The sequence below is a fragment of the Nocardioides carbamazepini genome, from assembly GCF_024614185.1.
In the GTDB taxonomy this organism is placed as follows: domain Bacteria; phylum Actinomycetota; class Actinomycetes; order Propionibacteriales; family Nocardioidaceae; genus Nocardioides; species Nocardioides carbamazepini.
In genome coordinates this window covers 255,690-273,501 of record NZ_JAHTLF010000018.1, presented here as the reverse complement: position 1 = coordinate 273,501, position 17,812 = coordinate 255,690, and the positions used below count along the sequence as shown (strand labels likewise).

Annotated in this window: 17 protein-coding genes; 10 read left to right on the top strand and 7 right to left on the bottom strand. The window is 72.1% G+C overall.

Annotated features, from left to right (window positions below; genetic code table 11):
* Positions 1 to 27: 27 nt before the first annotated feature.
* Positions 28 to 918 carry a TIGR03619 family F420-dependent LLM class oxidoreductase gene (locus tag KVF89_RS20045; RefSeq protein WP_257428031.1) on the top strand — a complete coding sequence of 297 codons (891 nt, stop codon included), beginning with the start codon at positions 28 to 30 and terminating at the stop codon, positions 916 to 918.
* Positions 918 to 2,078 (top strand): hypothetical protein, encoded by a 1,161-nt coding sequence (locus KVF89_RS20040; RefSeq protein ID WP_257428030.1) that lies wholly within the window; start codon positions 918 to 920, stop codon positions 2,076 to 2,078. The genes KVF89_RS20045 and KVF89_RS20040 overlap by 1 nt, the downstream gene beginning before the upstream one ends.
* Before the next feature lie 106 nt (positions 2,079 to 2,184).
* Here KVF89_RS20040 and KVF89_RS20035 read toward each other — a convergent pair whose 3' ends face one another.
* Complete coding sequence (locus KVF89_RS20035; protein WP_257428029.1) at positions 2,185 to 3,033, bottom strand: aldo/keto reductase; 849 nt, start codon at positions 3,031 to 3,033, stop codon at positions 2,185 to 2,187.
* 194 nt (positions 3,034 to 3,227) lie between these two features.
* Here KVF89_RS20035 and KVF89_RS20030 point away from each other — a divergent pair, with 194 nt between their 5' ends.
* Both KVF89_RS20030 and KVF89_RS20025 read left to right on the top strand, forming a co-directional pair.
* A complete protein-coding gene (locus tag KVF89_RS20030) occupies positions 3,228 to 4,022 on the top strand; it encodes an SDR family oxidoreductase (RefSeq protein ID WP_257428027.1) in 795 nt (264 codons plus the stop codon).
* 67 nt (positions 4,023 to 4,089) lie between these two features.
* Positions 4,090 to 5,247: a sulfotransferase family protein gene (locus KVF89_RS20025; protein ID WP_257428022.1), complete on the top strand. Its 1,158-nt coding sequence runs from the start codon at positions 4,090 to 4,092 to the stop codon at positions 5,245 to 5,247.
* Between the two features lie 9 nt (positions 5,248 to 5,256).
* On the opposite strand, the gene KVF89_RS20020 is transcribed toward KVF89_RS20025, so the two are convergent.
* Complete coding sequence (locus KVF89_RS20020) at positions 5,257 to 5,616, bottom strand: VOC family protein (protein WP_257428019.1); 360 nt, start codon at positions 5,614 to 5,616, stop codon at positions 5,257 to 5,259.
* Between the two features lie 122 nt (positions 5,617 to 5,738).
* On the opposite strand from KVF89_RS20020, the gene KVF89_RS20015 reads away from it, so the two are divergent.
* Positions 5,739 to 6,185 (top strand): hypothetical protein, encoded by a 447-nt coding sequence (locus tag KVF89_RS20015; RefSeq protein WP_257428018.1) that lies wholly within the window; start codon positions 5,739 to 5,741, stop codon positions 6,183 to 6,185.
* Between the two features lie 13 nt (positions 6,186 to 6,198).
* On the opposite strand, the gene KVF89_RS20010 is transcribed toward KVF89_RS20015, so the two are convergent.
* The 3 genes from KVF89_RS20010 to KVF89_RS19995 form a co-directional block, all read right to left on the bottom strand.
* On the bottom strand, positions 6,199 to 7,641 hold the full coding sequence (locus tag KVF89_RS20010) for a cytochrome P450 (RefSeq protein ID WP_257428017.1): 1,443 nt from the start codon (positions 7,639 to 7,641) through the stop codon (positions 6,199 to 6,201).
* Positions 7,642 to 7,876: 235 nt separating this feature from the next.
* Complete coding sequence (locus tag KVF89_RS30145; RefSeq protein ID WP_273475521.1) at positions 7,877 to 10,864, bottom strand: helix-turn-helix transcriptional regulator; 2,988 nt, start codon at positions 10,862 to 10,864, stop codon at positions 7,877 to 7,879.
* A gap of 53 nt (positions 10,865 to 10,917) precedes the next feature.
* A complete protein-coding gene (locus KVF89_RS19995; protein WP_257428016.1) occupies positions 10,918 to 11,070 on the bottom strand; it encodes a hypothetical protein in 153 nt (50 codons plus the stop codon).
* A gap of 109 nt (positions 11,071 to 11,179) precedes the next feature.
* Here KVF89_RS19995 and KVF89_RS19990 point away from each other — a divergent pair, with 109 nt between their 5' ends.
* Positions 11,180 to 11,845 (top strand): nitroreductase family protein, encoded by a 666-nt coding sequence (locus tag KVF89_RS19990; RefSeq protein WP_257428014.1) that lies wholly within the window; start codon positions 11,180 to 11,182, stop codon positions 11,843 to 11,845.
* Positions 11,845 to 13,821: an ABC transporter ATP-binding protein gene (locus tag KVF89_RS19985; protein ID WP_257428012.1), complete on the top strand. Its 1,977-nt coding sequence runs from the start codon at positions 11,845 to 11,847 to the stop codon at positions 13,819 to 13,821. The genes KVF89_RS19990 and KVF89_RS19985 overlap by 1 nt, the downstream gene beginning before the upstream one ends.
* Before the next feature lie 13 nt (positions 13,822 to 13,834).
* Here the strand turns inward: KVF89_RS19985 and KVF89_RS19980 are convergent, their stop codons facing one another.
* Both KVF89_RS19980 and KVF89_RS19975 read right to left on the bottom strand, forming a co-directional pair.
* Positions 13,835 to 14,509, bottom strand: coding sequence for a response regulator (locus tag KVF89_RS19980; protein WP_257428010.1), 675 nt, complete (start codon positions 14,507 to 14,509; stop codon positions 13,835 to 13,837).
* Positions 14,506 to 15,465: a sensor histidine kinase gene (locus KVF89_RS19975; protein ID WP_257428008.1), complete on the bottom strand. Its 960-nt coding sequence runs from the start codon at positions 15,463 to 15,465 to the stop codon at positions 14,506 to 14,508. The genes KVF89_RS19980 and KVF89_RS19975 overlap by 4 nt, the downstream gene beginning before the upstream one ends.
* Before the next feature lie 113 nt (positions 15,466 to 15,578).
* Between KVF89_RS19975 and KVF89_RS19970 the strand changes: the two genes are divergently transcribed.
* The 3 genes from KVF89_RS19970 to KVF89_RS19960 are packed head-to-tail and all read left to right on the top strand — an operon-like array spanning position 15,579 to position 17,798.
* Positions 15,579 to 16,034 carry a hypothetical protein gene (locus tag KVF89_RS19970; protein WP_257428007.1) on the top strand — a complete coding sequence of 152 codons (456 nt, stop codon included), beginning with the start codon at positions 15,579 to 15,581 and terminating at the stop codon, positions 16,032 to 16,034.
* Positions 16,021 to 16,506 (top strand): TrkA C-terminal domain-containing protein, encoded by a 486-nt coding sequence (locus KVF89_RS19965; protein WP_257428005.1) that lies wholly within the window; start codon positions 16,021 to 16,023, stop codon positions 16,504 to 16,506. The genes KVF89_RS19970 and KVF89_RS19965 overlap by 14 nt, the downstream gene beginning before the upstream one ends.
* A complete protein-coding gene (locus KVF89_RS19960) occupies positions 16,503 to 17,798 on the top strand; it encodes an ArsB/NhaD family transporter (protein ID WP_308212733.1) in 1,296 nt (431 codons plus the stop codon). Before KVF89_RS19965 ends, KVF89_RS19960 begins: the two co-directional genes overlap by 4 nt.
* The last annotated feature ends 14 nt before the right edge of the window (positions 17,799 to 17,812 follow it).

The window sequence follows — 17,812 nt, the reverse complement described above, 5'->3', positions numbered from 1 at the left end:
TCTAGAACAGGTTCTAGTGTGGCGGTCATGCGCTTCTCCTTCGCCGAGGGCATGACCCACGCCGACTACTACGCCCCGCTCGCCCAGGCCTGCGAGGCGACCGGCTACACCTCGATGACGATCGCCGACAGCCTGATCTACCCGCAGGAGTCCGACTCGAAGTACCCCTACACCGACACCGGGGACCGCGAGTTCCTGCTCGGCAAGGAGTTCATCGAGACGTTCATCCTGTGCAGCCACCTCTTCGCGGTGACCAGCAGCCTGCGCCTGACGCCGTTCGTGCTGAAGCTGCCGATCCGGCCGCCCGTGCTCGTCGCCAAGCAGGCGTCGTCGCTGGCGTTCCTGTCCGGCAACCGCCTCGGCCTGGGCGTCGGGCTCTCGCCGTGGCCCGAGGACTTCGCCGCCCTCGGCGTCCCCTGGGAGAAGCGCGGCAAGCGGATGGACGAGTGCATGGACATCCTGCGCGGCCTCACCCAGCCCGGCGACGAGCCGACCTTCTTCGGCTACCAGGGCGAGTTCTACGACATCGAGCCGCTCCAGCAGTGCCCCGCGCCGACCGAGCGGATCCCGCTGCTCGTCGGCGGCCACTCCGACGCGGCACTGCGGCGCGCCGTACGCAAGGGCGACGGGTGGATGCACGCCGGCGGCGACGGCGAGGAGCTCGACCGCCTGCTCACCCGGCTCGCCGAGATCCGCGCCGAGGAGGACGACACCCGCGACGACTTCGAGGTGCACGTGATCTCCTACGACGCCTACACCCTCGACGGCATCAAGCGGCTCGAGGACAAGGGGGTCACCGACTGCATCGTCGGCTTCCGGGTCCCCTACATCAAGGGACCCGACACCGAGCCGCTCGAGACCAAGATCAAGCACCTCGAGCAGTACGCCGAGAACATCATCGCCAAGGCCAACGGCTGATGTCGGCGTCACTCGGGCTGACCCAGCCCCTCCAGGACGCGATCGCCGAGGCGGAGGAGCTGATCGCGAACGCACCGTTCATCGACAGCGAGGCGGACCGGATCGAGGGCTACGAGTACCTCGCCGGACGGATCCGGATGGCGATGCAGACGGCGTTCGACTACGACCTCGAGCAGCCGCTGTTCATCAACCCGACCCACCAGTTCTCCAAGCAGGGCCTGGACAACCCGGACGCGATCTACTTCAACGCCTACCTGCGCGAGGGCGTCGAGTACGTCGTGCGCGGCCGGCGGGGGACCTCGGCCGACCTGTCCTTCCAGGTGATGGGCGGCACCTACAGCGCCGACTCGGCCGCCACCTCGCTGATGGCCTTCGACGAGCGCGAGCTGGACATCGGGCCGGACGGCTCCTTCGAGTTCACCTATGTCGCCGAGCAGGGTGCCAAGACGCTGATCGTGCGCGAGGTCTTCAACGACTGGGACACCGAGGAGCGCGGCACACTCACCATCGAGCGCCCCGACACCCTCGGCAGGCCGCGCCGGGAGCCGACCCCGGACCTGCTGCGGAGGAAGTACGAGATCGCGGCGCGCTCGCTGATCGGCTCGATCCAGACCTGGTTCGCCTTCCCCCACTTCTTCCAGTACAAGGAGCCGGTCAACACGCTGACCGCCCCTGCCTCGACGCCGGGCGGCCTGTCGTCGCAGTTCTCCTCGATCGGCCACTACGAGCTGGCCGAGGACGAGGCGATGATCGTGTCGGTCCCGCGCTGCGACGACTGCACCTACCAGGCGATCCAGGTCGGCTCCGACTGGTACGCCTCGACCGACTACGAGACCCACCAGACGTCGCTGACCAAGGCCCAGGCCGTCGCGGACGGCGACGGGATCATGCGGTTCGTGATCTCCGAGCGCCCGCCCGGGCCCGACGGCACCCCGGTCGCCAACTGGCTGGAGACCACCGGCCACCGCACCGGCCCGATCATGCTCCGCTGGCAGCAGCTCACCCGCGCGCTGTCGGCAGCCGACGGACCGGTCGTCGAGATCGTGCCGGTCGACGAGGTACCGAAGCACCTGCCCGGACTCGTCGGCCTGTCCGCGGAGGAGTACGCCGAGCGGATCGCCGCCCGGCAGCGCGCGGTCGCGCGGCGGATGATCTCGTAGCGCCGCGGCGCCCACCGGGCGTCGTACCCGGCATTCGGGTCGTCATTGGGAGGCTCTGACGACCCGAATGCCGGGTATGACGCCCGGCGGGATCAGATCCGGGCGATCAGGCCGGGATCCAGTCGAAGACGTCCGGGTTCGGGCCCTGACGTCCGGCCTCGCCCTTGTCGAGCGCGGCCAGGGCGGCGATGTCGTCGGCGGAGAGCGCGAAGTCGAAGACCTCGAAGTTCTCGGCCAGCCGCGCCCTGCTCAGCGACTTCGGGAAGACGATGTCGCCGCGGTCAAGCGCCCAGCGCAGCAGCACCTGGGCCGGCGTCTTGCCGTGCCGCTCGGCCAGCGCCGTCACCGCCGGGTCGCTCAGCTCGCCGCCACCCTGGCCCAGCGGCGACCAGGCCTGGACATGGGCACCGTGACCGGTCGTCGCCGAGCGGACCGCTTCGTTGGCGAAGTACGGGTGCGCCTCGACCTGGTTGACGGCCGGGACCACTCCGGTCGCCGCGACGATGCGGTCGAGGTGGTCGGGCTGGAAGTTGGAGACGCCGACCGAGGTGGTCAGGCCGGCTGCGCGCAGCTCGAGGAGCGCCTCCCAGGTCGAGACGAAGTCGCCGTCGTACTGGGTCGGCACCGGCCAGTGGATGAGGAACAGGTCGACCCGCTCGAGACCGAGCTTCTCCAACGACACGCGCAGGGAGTCCTTCGCGGCGGCGGGCGCGTGCCGGTTGTTGTTGAGCTTGGTGGTGACGTACAGGTCGTCCCGGGACAGGCCCGAGCGCGCGATGGCGGCACCGACCCCCTCCTCGTTGCCGTACATCTGGGCGGTGTCGACGTGGCGGTAGCCGATCTCGAAGGCGTCGGACACCACGCGCTCGGCGTCCGCCTGCGGCACCTGCCACACGCCGAGGCCGAACTGGGGGATGGAGGTCTGGTCGTTGAGGTCGATGCGCGGGATGGTCACCCTGGTTGCAACGAAGGTGGGCCCCGACTATTCCGGCAGGCTGAGGGAGAGCTGCGGCCGGTTCATCACGGGATGCAGGTGGGACACCACTTCCGTAGTGGAGCTCCGCCACAGAAGTGGCCCTTCGCCTAGATCCCGTGATGAAGCAGCGCGAACCCTTCCGCAAAACTGAAACACGTTCTAGTCTGTCCGCCATGGTGGATCTGCTGACCGACAAAGTCGTCGTGCTCTCCGGCGTCGGGCCGGGCCTGGGGCGCTCGCTCGGCGAGGAGGCGGCCAAGATGGGCGCCGACCTGGTGCTCGCGAGCCGGACGCCGCAGCGTCTGGAGAAGATGGCGGAGACCGTGCGCTCCCACGGGCGCCGCGCGCTCGTCGTACCGACCGACATCACCGACGAGGACCAGCGCAAGGCGCTGGTCGAGGCGGCGCTGGACGAGTTCGGCCGGGTCGACTGCCTGATCAACAACGCCTTCGGCATCCCGCCGATGGACCCGATCAGCACGCTCGACCTGGAGGGCCTGCGCACCGCCAACGAGACCAACGTCTTCGCGCCGCTGCGCCTCTCGGCCCTGTTCGCCGACGCCCTCTCGCAGACTGAGGAGAAGGTCGGCGGCTCGGTCATCATGGTCAACTCGTGCGTGATCTACAGCAGCCAACCGGAGTACTCCGGCTACAAGCTGTCGAAGGGCACGCTCGAGCACCTCGCGCAGTCGCTCGCCACCGAGCTCGGCCCGCGCGGCATCCGGGTCAACAGCGTGGCGCCGTCCTACATCTACGAGGACGTCAACAAGGCCTACTTCGACTGGATCGCCCAGGAGTCGGGCCGCACCCACGAGGAGGTGTACGCCGAGAAGGCGGCCCCCACCGACCTGAAGCGGCTCGCCACCCCCGACGAGGTCGCCCGGGCCACCCTGTTCCTCGCCTCCGACCTGGCGTCCGCGGTGACCGGCCAGATGCTCAACGTCGACTGCGGCGAGTTCCACGCATGAGCGACGCCCTGCGGAGCGTCTGCGGCGTTGCCGACGCTCGACGACCACTCAACCGGGAGATCGCGTCATGAGCGAGCCCCGCCAGCGCGCGGACGTCGGCACCTTCGAGGACATCTGCGAGGCGGCCACCCGCACCACCGGCCTGACCGACTTCGGCTTCGCCGAGGCCCCCGGGCACGAGGAGGCGTTCCGGATCCTCGTCGAGGACCTCGGCTCCGCCGAGGCCGGACTGACCGGGATCGGCAACTACTTCATGCGCTCGCAGGTGAAGAGCGCCCTCGTCGCGCGGCTGCTCACCCAGGCCCGGTTCACCGAGTTCCCGCAGCACACCGACGTCGCGATCGAGCGGCCGATCTTCGTGCTCGGCCTCCCCCGCACCGGTACGACGGCCCTGAGTCGCCTGCTCTGCGCGGATCCCGCGCACCAGGGCCTCGAGATGTGGCTGACCGAGTTCCCCCAGCCGCGTCCGCCGCGCGACACCTGGGAGGACGACCCGATCTTCAACGCCATGCAGGCGGCGTTCCGTGAGCACCACATCACCAACCCGGAGTTCATGGGCATCCACTACTCCGACGCCACCGAGCCGGAGGAGTGCTGGCGGGTGCTCCGGCAGACCGGCAAGTCGCTCGGCTTCGAGTCGCTGGCCCACGTGCCGGCGTACTCCCGCTGGCTGGCGACCCAGTCCTGGACCGACGCCTACGAGCGGCACCGCCGGAACCTGCAGCTGATCGGTCTCGACGACCAGGACCAGCGCTGGGTGCTGAAGAACCCGTCGCACCTGATCGCGCTCGAGGCGCTGCTGGAGGTCTATCCCGACGCGCTGGTCGTGATGACCCAGCGCGACCCGGTCACCTCGGTCGCGTCCGCCTGCTCGCTCTCCGCGGAGGCCACCGACGGCCACTCGACGACCTTCGTCGGCGAGACCCTCGGCCGCGACCAGCTCGGCCATCTCACCCGGCAGTGGGACGCGTTCTGGCAGGCCCGGGAGAAGCACGACGAGAGCCAGTTCTTCGACGTCGACTACCGCGGCTTCGTCCAGGACCCGGTGGGCACCGTCGGCGCCATCTACGACGCCTTCGGCCTCACCTGGAGCCAGGCGGCGCAGCAGGAGGTGCGCCGGCTGGACGAGGAGTCGCGCAGCGGCCCGCGGCGCCCGTCGCACTCCTATGACCTGTCCGACTACGGCATCACCGAGGACGAGGTGCGGGCCTCCTTCACCCGCTGAGCCCCGAGGTCACACCTTGCACAGGCAAAATGGGTGGCCGGCGGGGTCGAGGAACACCCGGAAGCTCGTGCCCGGCTGGTGGGCGTGCCGCGTCGCGCCGAGGGCGAGCGTGGCGGCCTCCGCCTCGTCGAGGTCGTCGACGTCCACGTCGAGGTGGACCTGCTGGGGCACGTCCTGGCCCGGCCACTGCGGGGCGCGGTAGTCGTCGACCTGCTGGAAGTGGATGTGGTGGTCGCCCGAGGAGACGGTCGCCCAGGTGCCGTCGGGATCGACCCGGGGCGGCCAGCCGAGCAGGGCGCCGTAGAACTCGGCGAGCGCCTTCGGGTCGGGACAGTCGAGGACGAACTGGGGATTGCGTGCGATGGCCATGCTCCGACACTAGGAGGTGCCGCGGACATCGGTACCGCACCGACAGCCCGGCGCACACTCCCGTCCACAGGCCCGGGCGACCGACGTTTGTCCACAGGGCCGCGGTGTCGAGGCTGCCGCGTATGAACCACACCGTGTCGCTCGCCGTCCCCCGCCGCTGGTCCACCCGTGACGCCCCCGCTCCCGGCGTCGTCCTCCTCGCGCGGGCACCCGCGGCGACCCCGGCCGGCTTCACCCCCGAGCTGGTCGTGCGCACCGGCCCGGTCGACAGCGCGCTGTCCCTCGCGGACTGGCGCGCCGACGCGATGGTGGCGCTCGCCGGGCAGCTGGTCGACCTCGAGGTCGAGGACGCCGACGCGTTCGAGCTCGACGGTGAGCCGGTCGCCTACCACCGGTTCTCCCACCGGCTCGGTGGCGTCGACGTCCTGTGCGACCAGTGGGCCTGGCTGCGCGACGGGGTCGGCGTCACCCTGACCGGCACCGTCGCCCGCGCGGACTACGGCGACTACTACGACCTCTTCGAGGACGTCGCGGCGACCGTCGAGCTGATCCCGCGTGCCGCCGCCTGAGCCTCCGCCACGTTCAGCGCGCTCGCCGGGCGACCCGGATCCGGGCGCCGCGACGGGGGACGCTGGTGATGTTGCGGACCTTGGGCACGTCGGTGCCGACGGCAGTGACGTCGTAGGCCCCGAAGACCTGGCGGAGCACCTCGACGCCCTCCATCAGGGAGAACCCGGCGCCGATGCAGCGCCGGACCCCACCACCGAACGGGATCCACACGGTGAGCGCGGGGACGTCGGCGCCGAGGAACCGCTCCGGGCGGAAGACGTCGGGGTCGGCGAAGTTCGACTCGCGCTGGTGGCTGACCACGATCGACGGGCCGACGGTGGTGCCGCGGGGAAGGTCCCAGCCGCCCACCGTGGCCGGCTCCATCAGGGTGCGCACGACCATCGGGATGATCGGGTGCAGCCGCATCGACTCCTTGAGCACGGCCTCCAGCCAGGCGTCGTCGCCCTCGTCGACCGCGCGCTGGGTGCGGGCCAGCAGGTCGGGACTGCCGCCGACCTCGGCCAGGGCCCAGGACAGCGCGGACGCGGTCGTCTCGTGCCCGGCGAGCAGCAGCGTGACCAGCTGGTCGCGGAGCTCGACGTCGGAGAGGCCGCCCGCGCCGGGGACGGCGTCCGGAGGCGCGTCGGCATCGTGCGCGGCGAGCAGGCGGGAGAGCACGTCGGAGCGATCGGCGAGATCGGCCGCGGTCCGCCGTTCGCGGATCTCGGCGTACATCAGGCGGTCCAGCTCGACCTGGTTGTCGACGGTACGTCGCCAGGGGCCGAGCCGCTGCAGACGTGGATAGGCCCAACCGAGGAGGATGGCCGGGCTGATGTCGACCGTCTTGTTGACCGCGGGCCGCAGCCCGGCCAGCCGACGCTCGTCGGTGACACCGAAGACGACGCGCAGGATCACCTCGAGGGTGAGGGCGTTCATCCGCTCCAGGGCGCGGAACTCCTCCCCCTCGCGCCAGCTCGAGACCTCGGCGGCGGCGACCTCGGCCACCATCGAGCGATAGCCACGCAACGCATGGCCGAGGAACGCCGGCATGAGCAGCTTGCGCGCTCGGTGGTGCTCGCCGGAGTCCTGCAGGAGCAGCGAGTGCTCGCCCATGATCGGGCCGAGGATCGCGTTGCCCCGCCCGGCATGGAAGACCTCGGGGTCGCCGGCGAAGATCTCCTTCGTCACGGCCGGCGAGGTGAACAGCACCAGCGGCCGGGCGCCCGGGACCAGCCTGAGGGTGAACGCCTCGCCGTACGTGCGGTGCAGCCAGGGGTGGAACCAGTGCCGGAACCGCATCAGTGCCACCGTCTGGACCATCGCGGGCCAGCGCGGGCCCGGCGGGAGCCCATCCGCCGGGACCGGCGGGAGGTCGCCGCCGCCGACGACGCTCATCCGGCCGAAGCGCCGCATGGTCAGCGGCAGCGTGTCCGCGGAGGAGGGTGATCGATCCTGGCGGGATCCGGTCGTCGTCACCGAGCCGACGCTACGCCGCGCCCGGGGTCCCCACACCCTCCCACGGTAGGAGATCGCGGCCTTCCAGGATCGTGGCTAGGGAAGCACTGATCAACGGCGCCGTCGCGAGCGTCGCGAGACGCGTGCGATGGCAAGGCGCAGGCGCGAAGCCATGCTGGGCGCACGTCGAGCGCCTGCAACGCCGCCAGCGTGCGCGTTTCGCGACGCGCAGCAGGCGGCATTGATCAGTGGTTCCCTAGGGCAGGAGCCCGTCGCGGCGCGCGATGGCGGCGGCCTCGGTGCGGCCGGCGGCACCGAGCTTGCCGAGGATGTTGGAGACGTGGACGCTCACCGTCTTGGTGCTGATGAACAGCTGCTTGCCGATCTCGCCGTTCGACCGGCCCTCGGCGACCAGGGCGAGGATCTCGACCTCGCGGGCGGTGAGCGCCGCCCCGCCCGTGTGGGTCGTCGTGGCGCCGGCGCCCCGCGCCGACCCGGACTCGGCGTGCAGGTCCGCCACCAGGAGCGGCGCGCGGAGCCGGTCGGCGAGCGCGCGGGCCTGGTCGGCCTCCTCGCGGGCCCGGACCGGGTCGCCGGTGAGCCGCAGGATCTGGGAGTACGCCGCCCGCACCCGGAGCAGCTCGGGCACGTCACCCACCTTCACCGTGGAGTCGAGCGCGGTCTCCCACGCGGCGAGCAGCTCGTCGCGCCGGGACTCCTCGCCGCCGGCACCGCCGAGCCAGTGCACCCGGTGGTGCTCCGCGACGAGCCGGTCGGACCACATCCGGCCCTCGGGCCCCCACGGGCCACCGCGCTCGCGGATCGCCGCGAGCACCGCGTCGCCGTCGGCCAGCAGCCGGTCGGCATGTGCGACGAGGGCCCGGCGCTCGGCGACGCTGGCTCGCGACATCGAGCGGGCGATCGCCACCAGCGCGAGCGCGGCCAGCCGGATCCGGCCGCCGAAGTAGTCGCCCCAGATCCGGCCGAGCACCTCGACGACATCGTCGTAGACGCTGATCGCCGCGGCGGCGTCGCCCCGGGAGCCGTGGACCTCGATCTCGGCACCCGCGCTGTAGACCGCCACGCCGCCCTCGTCCTCCCAGAGCCCGCGCAGCGCGAGCAGCCGGTCGAGCACGTCCTCGCCCCGCGCGGCCAGCACCGCCAGCCGCGCGGGCTCGAGGATCCCCCGCGGGATGGGCGGCCCACTCATCGAGTCGACACTGTCGACGAGGGCGACGACGTCGTCCCAGTCGCCGAGGAGGTAGCTGATCCGGGTGAGCTGCCACCGAGCCTCGATGCTGAAGGGCGCCCAGACCAGGCCGGCCTGCTCACCCTGGGCCATCGCCGAGCGGAACCACCGGGCGGCCTGCTCCCAGTCGCCGGAGTCCTGGTAGGACCGGCCGAGCAGCCAGCGGCCGCGGATCTCGGCCTGGAAGGCGCCGGCCCGGACCGCGCTGTTGACCGCCGACTCGAGCGCCCCGCGCAACGCGTCCTGCTCGGACCCCGCGGCGGTCTTGACCCGCAGCCCGCTCAGGGTCGTGACGATGTCGGAGGCCAGCTCGGGCATGGCGAGGCGCTCGGCCAGGGCCAGCGCCTCGGTCGCGAAGGCCTCCGCCTCGTCCTGCTCGTCGGGCCGGTAGGCACCGAGGATCCGGGCGTGGTTGGCGAGCACCTTCGCCCGCAGCGGGCTCTCGCCCTCGGGAGCGAGCGCCAACGCCCGTGCCGAGACCTCGACCGGATCGAGCTCGGTCTCGGTCATCGACAGCACCTCGGCCTGGGTGTTGAGCAGGCGGGAGCGATCGGCCTCGGGGGCGCCGGGAGGGAGCTGGCCGAGCCGGGCGGTGACCAGCTGGCCGGCGCGGACGGCGTTGCCGCCGGTGATGAGCGCGTCGGCCGCGCGGACCACGAGGCGGGCATGGTCGACGCCGAGCCGCTCCACGCGGGCCGGGTCCTCGAGCAGCTCCAGCGCCTGCTGGTAGTGGTCGGCCGCCTCGTCGGGCCCGCCGACGGCCATCGCCTCGTCGCCGGCCTCGATGCTCGCCGTGACCGCCCGGTCGAGGTCGTTGGCGCGGCGGGCGTGCAGGGCCAGCTCGGCGGAAGTGCCCCGCGCGGCACCGGTGGAGAGCGCGTCGGCGTACCGGGCGTGGAGCCGCGCCCGCTCCCCCGGCAGCAGGTCGTCGTAGATCGCCTCGCCGAGCAGAGCGTGGCGGAAGGCGTAGAGGTGGCCGCCGACCTCGAGCACGTTCATCTCGACGGCCTGCCGGATCCCGGCGTCGAGCTCGTCGGCGGGGATGCCGGCCGTGGCCGCGAGCAGGTCGTGGGCCACCCGCCGGCCGGCGACGCTGGCGACCCGGGCGACCTGGCGAGCGCCCTCGGAGAGCCGGTCGAGCCGGACCAGCAGCAGGTCGGCCAGGTCGCCGGGGACGTCGCCGTCGGCGCAGGAACCCGAGGCCACCAGCTCCTCGACGAAGAAGGCGTTGCCCTCGGCCCGCTCGACGATCCGGCTCACCGACCGTTCGTCGAGCCCGGCCGGAGCGAGCTCGTGGACCAGCGCGCGCACGGCCTCAGCGGGCAGCGGGCCGAGAGCGAGCCGCCCGACCTGCGGGAGCCGGGTCCACTCCGCGACCTGACGGCGCAGCGGGTGACGGCGATGCAGGTCGTCGGAGCGGTACGACGCCACGATGGCGACCGGGCGAGCGAAGGCGCGGGTGAAGAGGAAGCCGAGCATGTCACGGGTGGACTGGTCGGCCCAGTGGAGGTCCTCGACGACGAGCAGCACCGGCGCCTCGGTGGCGGCCGCCTCGAGCAGGGCGTGCACGGCCACCAGGGTGTCGCCGCGGTCGGAGCCGCGGCTGTGCTCGTCGGAGGTGTCGTCGCCCACGACCCGGGTGCGACGCCCCGGCTGCAGCCGGGCCAGGGCCGGGTGGACGGCCGCGACCGCCTCGACCAGGTCGGGGTGGCTGGTGCCGAGCCGGCCGAGCACCTCGCTGAAGGGGAGGTAGGGCAGCGCGCTGTCGCCGAAGTCGAGGCAGTGGCCCGCCAGCACCTGCCAGCCGGCGTCGAGGGCGTGGTCGCGCAGGGTCCGCAGCAGCCGGGTCTTGCCGACGCCGGCGTCGCCCGACAGCAGCACGGCTCGCCGGGTCGTCCCCGCCTCGGCGGCGCTCACGGCGTCGTCGAGCACGGCGATGGCCTCGGCGAGCTCGGTGTCACGCCCGACCATGGTCAGGCTGCTGTGTGCGGCCACGGACACCATCATGTCGTCCGCCACCGACAAGGTGGGCACGGGTGGCGCCCGCCTCAGCGCGAGCGGCGCTCCACGCTGGGGTCGGTCGCGGCGATCCGCCGCAGCCAGGAGGTGCGGCTGCGCCCCGCCCGGCTGGCGGCCATGCCACGTGCCGCCTGCTGGCGGCGGTAGTCGTTCTCCGCGTTGATGAAGTAGTCGTTGCTCATGACGTAGAGACTCGTCGCCTGAGGTAGGCCCCCACATCGGACAACTGCCTTATCCGGTCGCCCCGGCTACCTCAGGTTGCCGGGGTGAGCCCACCCCTAGGCTGGGCGGGTGGAGTTCTCCGAGGTGGTACGCCGACGGCGGATGACCCGCGCCTACACCTCGGATCCGGTGGCCCCGGCGGTGCTGGAGCGGGCGCTCGACCACGCCACCCGGGCACCGAGTGCCGGGTTCTCCCAGGGCTGGGCGTTCGTCGTGCTCGACACCCCGGACGCCGTCCACGGCTTCTGGGCCGCGCAGACCGACGACGCGGACCCCGGCGGCGTCCCGGACCGCTGGCTCGCGGGCATGATGAGCGCACCCGTCGTGGTGGTGCCGTGCAGCCGCCGCGACGCCTACCTCGACCGCTACGCCGAGCCCGACAAGCGCCGCGCGGGCCTCCACGAGCACGACGAGAGCCGCTGGGCGATGCCCTACTGGCACCTCGACACCGCGATGGCGTCGCTGCTGCTGCTCCAGTCGGTGACCGACGCCGGGCTCGGCGCCTGCTTCTTCGGGCTGGTCCCGGGCCGCGTGGACGCGGTGAAGGACGTGCTCGGCCTCCGTGACACCGCGGAGGAGGAGGCGCCCCACCCCGTCGGCGCCATCACGATCGGTCACCCCGCCCCCCGGGCGGCGGGCGCGCGGGGCTCGGCGAGTCGCCGGCGGCGTACCCCGTGGCAGGACGTGGCCCACCGCGGCCGCTGGGGAGCGGGCTGGAACGGGCAGGACGCCTGATGCCTCGCCCGAGCCCGGTCGTCACCCATCTGACCGCCGCCGACCTGCGCCAGCGCGACCCGGTGCTCCCCAGGATCGCCCGACTGCTGCGGCCCTATCGCGGCAAGATCACGCTGGTCCTGGTCGCCGTCCTGGCCGCGGCCGCGCTGCAGGCGATGGTGCCGTTCCTGACCCGGGCGGTCTTCGACGACGCGCTGTTCCCCCTCGACGGCGGCGGCCCTCGCCTGGACCTGCTGGCCTGGCTGGTCGCCGGCATGTGCGCGATCCCGATCGTGGCGGCCCTGATCGGCATCGTGCAGATCTGGCTGACCTCGACGGTCGGGAACTCCGCGATGGCGGACCTGCGCGGCGACCTCTTCGAGCACCTGCAGAAGATGGAGCTGGCGTTCTTCACCGCCACCAAGACCGGCGCCATCCAGTCCCGGCTGGCGAACGACGTCGCAGGGGTGCGGACGGTGCTCACCGACACCGCGACGACGATCGTGCAGAACTCGGTCACCGTCACCGCGGCGTTCGTGTCGATGGTCGTGCTGTCCTGGCAGCTGACCGTGCTCACGCTGTTCGTGATGCCGTTGTTCATCGGCCTGCAGTTCCGGGTCGGTCGCGCGCGGCAGCGCCTCGCCCGGCGCACCCAGGAGTCCCTCTCCGAGATGACCGCGATCACCGAGGAGGCCCTCTCGGTGAGCGGCATCCTGCTCGCCAAGGTGTTCAACCGCGCGGAGTCGGAGGTCGAGCGCTACCGCGAGGCGAACCGCAGGCAGACCCGGCTCCAGGTCGACCAGGCGATGACCGGACGCACCTTCTTCGCGATGGTGCAGACCTTCTTCGCGATCACCCCCGCGCTGATCTATCTCGTCGCCGGCTGGATCGTCACCGGCAACGTCCCGGTCGGCGCCGACACCATCACGGCCGGCACCCTGGTCGCGTTCACGACCCTGCAGAGCCGGCTGCAGATGCCGCTGCTCCAGCTGATGCGGGTCACCCTCGACGTCCAGACGTCGATGGCTCTGTTCCGCCGGATCTTCGAGTACCTCGACCTCGAGCCCGCGATCACCGAGCGGCCCGGCGCGGTCGCCCTCGACCCGGAGCGGCTGCGTGGGCGGGTCGAGCTGCGCGGCGTCCGCTTCCGCTACCCCGAGCCGCGCTCGCTCTCCGGCACCGTCAACCGCGACCGGTTCGGCGAGAGCGGGGTGCGGATCGAGGACGGCCCCGACCCCGACGGCACCGAGCGGCCCATCGGGTCGGGCTGGGCGCTGGACGACGTGTCGCTCGTCGTGGAGCCCGGGCAGCTCGCCGCGATCGTCGGACCGTCGGGCAGCGGCAAGACCACGGCGACGTACCTGGTCCCGCGGTTCTACGACGTCACCGAGGGCGCCGTCCTCATCGACGGGTACGACGTCCGCGACCTCACCCTGTCCTCCCTCGCCGACGCGGTCGGGATGGTGACCCAGGAGCCGTACCTCTTCCACGGCACCATCCGCGACAACATCGCCTACGCCCGGCCCGACGCGGCACCGGAGGAGATCGTGCGGGCGGCGCGCGACGCCAACATCCACGACCGGATCATGAGCTTCCCCGACGGCTACGAGACGATCACCGGCGAGCGCGGCTACCGCCTCTCCGGCGGGGAGAAGCAGCGCCTCGCGATCGCACGGGTGCTGCTCAAGGACCCGCGGATCCTGATCCTCGACGAGGCCACGTCCGCGCTCGACAACGAGACCGAGCGACTGGTCCAGGAGGCGCTGGAGCGGGCCACCCGCTCCCGCACCACCATCGCGATCGCGCACCGGCTCTCCACGATCCGCTCGGCCGACGTGATCTTCGGCCTCGAGGACGGACGGCTGGTCGAGCACGGCACCCACGACCAGCTGATGGCCGCCGGCGGCCTCTACAAGCGCCTGTACGACGAGCAGTTCTCCCGGGTCCCCGCCGGCACGCCCTGGTGCGACCCCCGGCGCGCCGACATCCCCCTCTGACCGCCCGCCGCGGTCACGGCTCCACGAGACCGGCCCGGATGGCGTACCGGGTCAACTGCGTCCGGTCCGTCATGCCCAGCCGGGCGAGGATGTTCGAGCGGTGCTTCTCGACCGTCTTGAGGCTGATCGACAGCAGGGCGGCGATCTCCCGCGACGACCGTCCCTCCGCGATCAGCTTCAGCACCTCGTCCTCGCGCGGGGTCAGCACCGTCTCGGGCACCCGGTCGCCGCGCGCCAGCCGGTCGAGGTAGTCGCGGACGATCGCGCCCATGGCACCGGGGTAGACGAAGGCCTCACCGCGCATGGCCGCCCGGCAGGCCTCGACCAGGTCCTCGTCGACGACCGACTTGAGCACGTAGCCGCTGGCGCCGAGCTTGAGGGCCTCGAAGAAGTACTGCTCGTTGTCGTGCATCGAGAGCATCAGGATGCGCGGCGGCTCCCGGCGCCGATTGATCTCCCGGGCGGCCTGCAGCCCGGTCATCGTCGGCATCGCGATGTCGAGGACGACGAGGTCGATCTCGTGCTCGCGCAGCAGCGCCACCGCCTCGGCTCCGTCCGATGCCTCGGCGACGACCTCGATGTCGGGCTGCTGCTCCAGGATCAGCCGCACCCCGTGCCGGACCAGGGCGTGGTCGTCGGCCAGCAGCACCCGGATCCGGCGGCCCGGCGCCGACCCGTTCCCGCTCATGCCGGCACCCGCAGCCGCACCGTCGTCCCCTGCCCGGACGAGACGACCTCCACCGAGCCGGCGACCAGGTCCGCCCGGTCCCGCATGCCGGTGATGCCGGCGCCGTTCCCCTCGCCGACGGACATGGGAAGGCCGCGACCGTCGTCGGCGACCTCCAGCACGACCTCCTCCCCCAGGCGCAGCAGCGACAGCTCGACGCGGGACGCGGCGGCGTGCCGGACGACATTCGTCAACGCCTCCTGTGCGACCCGGTAGATGACGATCTCCACCTGCGGGGTGAGGTCAGGCAGGCCCGGGCCGAAGGTACGCCGCACCGCCGGCCCTCCGTGGCGCGCCACGTCGGTCGCCAGCGACGCGAGCGCCGCCTGGAGGCCGAGGTCGTCGAGGACCCCCGGCCGCAGCTCACGGGCGACCCGTCGTACGTCGTCCAGGCCGGCGCGGGCGCTCTCGCGGACCGCCGCCAGCTCGTCGCGCAACTCCGGGGGCGCCTGCTCCTCGAGGCGCTTGAGCCCCAGCAGCACCACGGTCAGGCTCTGGCCGACCTGGTCGTGCAGCTCCTGGGCGATCCGGTGCCGCTCGGCCTCCTGCGCGGCCAGGGCCTGGGCGCTGCTGGCGCGGCGCTCGTCGTCGAGCCGCTCCAGCATGGCGTGATAGCTGCGGGCCAGCTGGGCCCCCGGCCCCTCCCCACCGGCGTCGAGCCGGCGGCCGACGCCGCCGAGACGGACGGTCGCCATCTCCTGGATCACCCGGTCGACCGGCGCGAGCGCTCGCCGCAGCAGCACCGCCGTGACGCCCAGGATCAGAGCGAGCCCGACCACGAGCACCACGGCCTCGGAGACCACGACCTGCCGGGAGACCCGGGCGGGCGAGAGCAGCAGCACCAGCAGGCTGGCGCACAGCACGGCACCGTTGATCAGGGAGACCTTCCAGTAGAGGGAGGAGTTCGCGAACCGCACGGTGTCCACCTTCGCCGACCGGGGCGCCGCCCGCCAGCCACCGCCTCCTGGCGGCCCGGAAATGGGGGCTAGCACCCATACCGCGCAAGCCGTCCGACGACTTGGCTTGAACCATGGCACCCACCCTGTCCTCCTTGCGTCGTGCCCTCGGCCTGCGTTCTCGCGGGAGGCACGACGTCGCCCGACCCCGCGGCGGCGACAGCGGCCCGCCCGTGTTCGTGGTGCCCGTGACCGTCCGCGAGCGGACCGACGATGATGCCGACATCCGGCTGCTGCTCGAGGTGAAGCTGTCCTCCGCGACCCTCCCCCGCCCGGAGATCGACCGGATCACGCTCGCGCTCGTCGTCCCGGCCGCGAGCATCTGGGTACGCCGGCAGCGCCTCGCCGCCCTGGAGGACTCCCTGGGACCACGACTGCGCGAGGTCGAGGAGGGCGTCTGCCACCAGACCCGCGCACTCGGCGCGGACCTGCTGTCCGTGGAGGTCGTGGCCGTGGAGCACCTCCTCGTCTCCCCGTCGGCCGACGCCGACCACGACATCACGCAGAGGGGTGAGCATGGGGACCGGTGAGCTGGAGCTGGCCGTCGCGGTCGGGATGCTCTGCGCGGCCCTGGGGTTCGCGCTCGGGCTGGCGATCGGGCGGGGCCGGCAGCCGCGATGGGCCGAGAAGGGCAGCTTCGTGCACAAGGTCTCGATCGGGTTCGCGACCCTCGACCGGATGGACGGCGTGCTGCTGCGGTTCGAGGTGGAGCCGGAGTCGAGGATGTCCGGCGTCGAGGTCGGCGAGCTGCGGCTGCCGCCCGGCGCGGCGGTCTCGCTCATCACCCGCGGCAAGGACGCGCTGGTGCCGTCCGGTCGGACGACGCTGCGCACCGGCGACCAGGTGCTGGTCGTCACTGCGCTCGGCAAGGTCGACGAGGTCGAGGAGCGGCTGCGCGCGGTGAGCCGGTACGGCCGGCTGGCCGGCTGGTACGAGTCCCTCGAACCCCCGAACTCCGCGCGGGCGTTCGGCGTCCGGACCGCCGGGGAGAGTGCGGCGTGATCCTGACCTCCGCCGCTCTCTCCATCTTCATCGTCGCGTACGCCCTCATCGCCACCGAGCGCGTCCACCGGGTGGCCGCGGCGCTCGGCGGCGTCGCCGGCATGGTGGTGATCGGGCTCGTCGACGCCAACTCGGCCTTCTTCGACCACCACACCGGCATCGACTGGAACGTCATCTTCCTGCTCTTCGGGATGATGATCATCGTCGGCGTGCTCAAGCAGACCGGACTCTTCGAGTTCCTCGCACTGTGGGCCGCCCGGAAGTCCGGCGGCCATCCCTACCGGCTGCTGGTCCTGCTGGTGCTGATCGGGGCTGTCGTGGCCCCCATCCTCGACAACGTCACCTGCGTGCTGCTCGTCGCACCGGTCACGATCTCGGTGTGCCGCCAGCTGGGACTCCCCTCCGCGCCGTACCTCATCTCGCTGATCCTCGCCTCCAACATCGGTGGTACGGCGACGCTGATCGGCGACCCGCCCAACATCATCATCGGCAGCCGCGCCGGCCTGAGCTTCCTCGACTTCCTCATCCACTCACTGCCGCTGACGATCATCCTGCTCGGCGTCTTCGTGGTGATGGCGCGGTGGCTCTTCCGTCACGACCTCGGCCGGAAGGTCGACGTCGGCGACGTGCTCGGTGACCTCCATCCACGCGACGCGATCACGAACATGCGGATGCTGCGGCGCTGCCTGATCGTGCTGGGGCTGGTCATGGTCGCCTTCAGCCTCCACACCGTGCTCCACCTCGACCCGTCGGTGGTCGCGATGATGGGCGCGGGCGCCACCGTGCTGGTCTCCCGCACCGAGCCCGAGGAGTTCCTCGAGGAGGTCGAGTGGGGCACCCTCGCCTTCTTCATGGCCCTCTTCGTGCTCGTCGGCTCGCTCGTCCAGGTGGGCGTCATCGGCCGGGTCAGCGAGCTCGCCGCCGAGGCGATGGGCGACCGCGAGCTGCTGGCGTCGACCGCCCTGCTCTTCGGCTCCGGCGTGGTCGGCGCCTTCGTCGACAACATCCCCTACACCACGGCGACGGTCCCCATCGTCGAGGAGATGGTCGCCGCGACCTCGTCCTCCGGCGCGGACAGCCCGCTGTGGTGGGCGTTCGTCTTCGGTGCCGACCTGGGCGGCAACGCGACCGCCGTCGCCGCCGGTGCCAACGTCGTCGTCCTCGGCATCGCCGCCAAGGCGGGCGAGCCGATCAGCTTCTGGAAGTTCACCAAGTACGGCCTCGTCGTCACCGTCGTGACGCTCCTCATCGCCTGGGTCTACGTCTATCTGCGCTACTTCGCGTGGGCCTAGCGCGGCCGGCCGCG